The 5,747-nt window shown below is 47.4% G+C and carries 4 protein-coding genes; 3 read left to right on the top strand and 1 reads right to left on the bottom strand.

The features are described from left to right. Nucleotides 1–408, top strand: a 408-nt coding sequence (locus tag AC1DWN_RS26335; RefSeq protein WP_477561855.1) for an NUDIX hydrolase, incomplete at its 5' end; no start/stop codon positions are given. Here the strand turns inward: AC1DWN_RS26335 and AC1DWN_RS26330 are convergent. Further along, nucleotides 405–1,385: a Na/Pi cotransporter family protein gene (locus AC1DWN_RS26330; protein ID WP_477561854.1), complete on the bottom strand. Its 981-nt coding sequence runs from the start codon at nucleotides 1,383–1,385 to the stop codon at nucleotides 405–407. The genes AC1DWN_RS26335 and AC1DWN_RS26330 overlap by 4 nt on opposite strands. 114 nt (nucleotides 1,386–1,499) lie before the next feature. On the opposite strand from AC1DWN_RS26330, the gene AC1DWN_RS26325 reads away from it, so the two are divergent. Next, nucleotides 1,500–2,900, top strand: a complete 1,401-nt coding sequence (locus AC1DWN_RS26325) for a class I SAM-dependent rRNA methyltransferase (protein ID WP_477561853.1) — start codon at nucleotides 1,500–1,502, stop codon at nucleotides 2,898–2,900. A 39-nt stretch (nucleotides 2,901–2,939) separates the two neighbouring features. Next, a partial coding sequence (addB, locus tag AC1DWN_RS26320; protein WP_477561852.1) for a helicase-exonuclease AddAB subunit AddB occupies nucleotides 2,940–5,747 on the top strand: 2,808 nt, incomplete at its 3' end.

The following is a 5,747-nucleotide window of genomic DNA, read 5'->3' as shown; positions in this document are numbered from 1 at the left end:
GTTGTGTACCGTCGGACCGAGCAAGGGGAACTACAAATTCAACTCATCCAGGACCGTTACGGTAAGGTTTCACTACCGAAAGGGAAAATGGAACAAGGAGAAACCGTTGAACAGACCGCTTTGAGGGAAATTGTCGAAGAAACCGGTTTGGAAGGGGTCATTATCGCTCCAATTGATCAAATTAAATACCAATACAAGCATGATACACTTGGGATAATCAATAAAGAGGTTCATTATTATTTAGTTGAAGCAGTTGGTGGCTCCTTACAAGCACAGGTAGAGGAGATACGCGGCGTAGATTGGTTTGAGCCCCAAGAGGCTTGGAAGCGTCAGAAGCAGTCTGGCTATGAAAATAATCATCGTATCGTTGCCGGTGCTTTTCAATTGCTTGGCCTGCAAGCTCATTAGAGATTAGTTGCTGGGTCAAGCTTGCGAAATGCTTTTAAGTAGCAAAACGGAAGTGCGAATAGGGAGCTTAATACATTGAATATCGTTTGAGCATGTGCGATTTGTCCGGCTGGAGAGGATGAAATCAAGTTGGATAAGGCAGCAAGCTCTCCCGTAAAAGGCATAAACAATAGTGCGCCCCCTACGTTTAAGACAATGTGTGAAATCGCAACAAGCCGCCCAGCCTTTGAGCCTCCTATCGAAGCGAGCAAGGCTGTTGCGCATGTTCCGATATTTGAACCCAAAACGACTGCGATACCTAGTTCAATGGGCATGGCTCCAATGGACACGAAGCCCATAATAATAACTATTACGGCTGCACTGCTGTGAACCGCTGCGGTAAGAATAGCGCCTGCGGCAAGCCCCCACCATAGACTTTCACCGGCCTTCATCAGAAACCAACCGAACATGCTGCTTTCTTGAACAGCGGGACCAACACCTTGCATCATCGTCATACCAGTCAGCAGCAGACCAAAGCCGAACAAAGCGACTGCAGCAGAACGAAGGGTTTCTAACCAGTTAGCGCTATCTAGTGCAGGGATCAGTTTCATTTCTACAAGCAGAACAGTGACTAGCCATAATGCGAATGACACTTGCAGCAATGGCATAGATAGCTTGTTCAAGTTGAGACCAATAAGCTCTGTAGTTATACAAGTACCGATATTGGTGCCAAGTATGATGCCAAGTGTGCGAGGGAAAGTAAGCAAACCGGCATTTACCATTCCGATGGTGATTACGGTAACAGCGGTACTGCTTTGAAGAAATGCGGTTGTTACTGTGCCAATGGCCATCCCGTGCAGCGGAGTTGCAGTTGAACGTTGTAAGATACGAGTCAGATAAGGACCACCAAGTCGATATAAAGCGAGCTCCATCAGCTTCATACCGCACATGAAGACAGTGAAACCAAGCAGCATTGGGACAAGTATAGAATGAATCATTAGATGCTCTCCTTCTTGAAAGGAAAAAATTCGTTTCGTTTATATACATATGCTAATCGGAAGACAAGCATGACAAGCTAGGCAAGCAGTTACCTTGAGGGGATGAAACACGACATGAGCAATTCAAAAATATGGTTAATAAAAGCACGTAAGAAACGTATAGAACAAGGACATCCGTGGGTATTTGCTAGTGAAATCGACCGATTGGACGGAGAAGCAAAGCCAGGTGATTTGGTTGATGTGGTTACGCACCAAGGGCGTTATTTGGCAACTGGTTATTGGAATCCTAAATCACAAATTACGGTTCGCATTGTATCGTATAAGCCGATAGAAGTGATGGACGTTGAATTTTTCCGTTCAAGACTGCAGCAATGCCAAGAACACCGTCAGCGGTTCGTTAAAGACAACGATTGTCGATTGGTATATGGGGAAGCGGATTTCATGCCGGGGCTCGTCGTAGACCGTTTCAATGATGTGTTAGTGCTTCAATTGCTGACACTTGGTATGAATATTAGACGTGAAGCTTTGCTAGAAGCGTTGATTGACGTATTTAAGCCTCGCGGCATCTATGAACGAAGTGATGTTAGTGTGCGTTCGTTGGAAGGCCTAGAGCAGCGCACAGGTGTTTTATACGGTGACTGTCCGTCTATTATCGATATTGAGGAGAACGGTATAAAGCTTGAGGTGGATATTGCACAAGGGCAGAAAACCGGTTATTTCTTCGATCAACGTGAAAATCGTGCTTCGATCGCGCCGTTAATGACCGGTTGGGGYGGTCGCAGCGGAATTCAATTGATGGATAGAGTCGAAGCAGAAGGACACTCAGCTAGCGATGTTGTTCAGATGGAGGCAGCCTCTAAAGATCTTGTACCAGTCAATTCAAATGGAAAAATCGTTACATTCCCTTACTGGGACGGTGCATCGGTGCTTGAGTGCTTTGCGCATACGGGCAGCTTTACGCTTCATGCCTGCAAGTACGGCGCGAAGAAGGTAACCTGCTTGGATGTGTCGGAGCATGCGATAGAAACGGCAAAACGGAATGTGGAGCGGAATGGGTTCACAGATCGGGTAGAATTTGTAGTAGCAGATGCATTTGAGTACTTGCGTGCGCAAGTGAAGGGTAATGATGAACGGAAGCAGCGCGGACTTGGCGGCGTTGACACCTCTAAGAAGCAAGAAGGCGCGGTAGGCAGAACATGGGATGTCGTTATTCTCGATCCGCCGGCTTTTGCCAAAACAAAAAGCGCTGTGCCCGGTGCAAGCCGCGGCTATAAAGATATTAATTTACAAGGCCTGAAGCTAGTCAATGAGGGTGGTTATTTGGTTACAGCGAGCTGCTCTTATCACATGCGCCCAGAATTGTTTCTTGAAGCGATCCAGGAAGCGGCAACAGATGCCGGTAAGCAGCTTCGATTAATCGAATGGCGTGCCGCAGGCAAGGATCATCCGCAATTGCTAGGCGTGAATGAAGGGCATTATTTGAAATTTGCGATCTTCGAAGTAAGAAGCAAATAATAGACAAGGTTATAGATAGCATAGACGGGAGGGTTGCACATGTCGCTTCGATTTGTCATCGGCCGCTCGGGAACCGGTAAAACAGCCTTATGCTTAAACGAAATGAGGCAGCAGTTGCAAGCAGCTCCGGATGGACCGCCGCTTGTTATGCTCGTTCCAGAGCAAGCTACCTTTCAAACAGAGTATGCTTTGCTTCAAACCGGCGATTTACACGGTACGATTAGAGCACAGGCGCTTAGCTTTCGCAGGCTAGCTTTTCGCGTCATGCAAGAGACAGGCGGAACAGCGCTTGTACCGATAGGCGATACGGGTAAGCATATGCTTTTGTACAAAATCGTACATAGGCTTGGTCAGCAGCTTGAGCTGTTTCAAAGTGGAGCGGAGCAGCCCGGCTTTATTGATCGCCTTGCCGAGCTGCTAACAGAGTGGAAGCGATATGGCATCGATGCTGAACTGCTGCAGGATAAACGGAATGCAGCAGAGGCGGGTGCCGGCCATTCGACTTTGCTAAAGCGTAAGATGCATGATTTGCAGCTTATTTATTCCCAAATGGAACAAGAGCTCGCGGGCTTATATATAGACGCCGAGGATTATTTGCGTTATTTGCAAAACGGATTCTCAGGGGCAGCCTCTATGCAAGGCGCTGAGTTCTGGGTAGATGGATTTTACGGATTTACTCCGACAGAGTATGAAGCGCTAGGTGCTCTGATGGCTTCTTCAGCTCAAATAACGGTTACCCTCACATTAAATCGGACGTATGAGCAAGGGGAACAGCCGCATGAGCTTGATTTGTTTCATCCTACTGCGGACACTTATAACAAGCTAATAGAGCTTGCTTCTAAGCATGAAGTAACGATAATCCCTCCAACCATTCTTGGTGAGAAGTCGCCGATTCGATTCCACAATAGTCCGATGCTTGCTCATTTGGAGAAGCACTACAGTGAACGAATTCCAATGGTTATTTCCAATAAGTCGATGTTGGATCCGGAAAATGTGCAATGCGGGGTGTCTTTGCATGCTGCAGCGAATCGACGAGCAGAGGTAGAGGCCGTTGCTCGTGACATTGTACGTAGAGCTCAGACAGATGGCGTTCGCTGGCGAGATATTGCAGTAATGGTTCGTAATGCTGAGGATTACTCGGATTATATCGCTCTGGTATTTGCTGATTATGGCATCCCCTTCTTCGTGGATCAGAAGCAAAAGGCCGTAAATCATCCACTTGTTGAATTTATCCGGTCCGCTATGGAGACGGTCTTGTTCGGTTGGCGGTATGATGCGGTGTTTCGCTGCGTCAAAACGGAAATGTTATTTCCTATGGACGGCAGCTTACTGCGCGAATGGTTCGATCTACTAGAAAATTATGCTTTAGCCGCGGGAATTGACGGCTGGAAATGGTTGGACCGTAAACGGTGGTATCCACTAGTCCCGGTGTCACTTGATGATGATACTGATATCGAAACGAAAATAAGCGATAAAGCACAGCGCGAATTCGATATTGTGATGGCGGCAAGAGAAGCTGTCGTACCTCCTTTGCGTCGTTTTGGAGAAGCGCTGAAGAAAGCAGACAATATTCAAGGCATGTGTGAAGCACTGTATCGTTTACTCGATCAATCAAATGCAGCAGATCGATTAGAACGCTGGAGCATGCATGACATTAATGTTGGCAAAGCACAGCGGGCTCGTAGTCATCGGCAGCTTTGGGATAGTGTCATGACGCTACTTGATCAGCTCGTAGAGCTTGCTGGTCAGCAAACGGTAACGCCAGAATTGTTTGCAGGTATGGTGGAAGCGGGGCTGGACAGCTTAAAGCTGGCATCCGTTCCTCCGGCACTCGATCAAGTGCTGATTGGAAGCATGGATCGAACAAGATCTGGCCATGTGCAAATTTGTTACGTCTTAGGTGCGAATGATGGCGTTATGCCGATGCGTGTTAAAGAAGACGGGATATTAACCGAGCCTGAGCGAGAACGTTTGGCTGAGGATGGCATGGCGATGGCGCCAGGTGTTAGAAGACGATTGCTCGATGAGAGATTTATGATTTATAACGCATTAACGACGCCTAGTAAACATTTGTGGCTTAGCTGGGCACAGGCCGATGAGGAAGGCAAGAGCTTATTGCCTTCAGAAATCATACGTCATGTGCGTCAGCTGTTTCCTGGAATTCCTATTCATAGTGAAGCTGCTGAACCGCTCGAGAGTTTGACCCTAGCAGAACAGAGAATGTTCGTAGCTCATCCTCAGCGAACGCTGTCTTATTTGATCGCGGCCATGCGTAAATGGCGGCAAGGTTCTGTAATAGCGCCTTTTTGGTGGGATATGTACAATTGGTACGTGGTAAGGCCAGAATGGCAGCATAAGCTGCAGCTGCTAACAGGCTCATTAAACTATGTGAATCAAGAAAATTATCTCTATAAGGATACAGCAAGAAAGCTTTACGGTGATCGATTGCAGGTCAGTGTGTCGCGAATGGAAAGATTCGTTTCATGTCCTTTCCAGCATTTTGCTATTCACGGCTTGAAGCTGCGAGAGCGAAAGCTCTATCGTCTTGATGCCCCTGATGTGGGGCAGCTGTTCCATGCGGCTTTGAGCCGTCTTGCAAGCGGGCTCGGCCAGCGATGGGGATCGATGCCTGCAGCAGAGTTGAAGGCAGCCGCTGCGCAGACGGTTGATGATCTGGCTCCTAAGCTTCAATCACAAATTCTTCTCAGCAGTAGTAGATTTCAATATATAGCCCGGAAGCTGAAGGAAATAGTGGGACAAGCTGCTGTTATGCTAGGTGAGCATGCTAGAAGAGCACAATTTCAGCCAGTTGGAACCGAGGTTGATTTTGGACCTAATGGTATACTG

Source organism: Paenibacillus sp. P4_A7, assembly GCF_056402455.1.
Note: the sequence above shows the minus strand (reverse complement) of the source record. Positions and strands in the feature narration are given on the sequence as shown.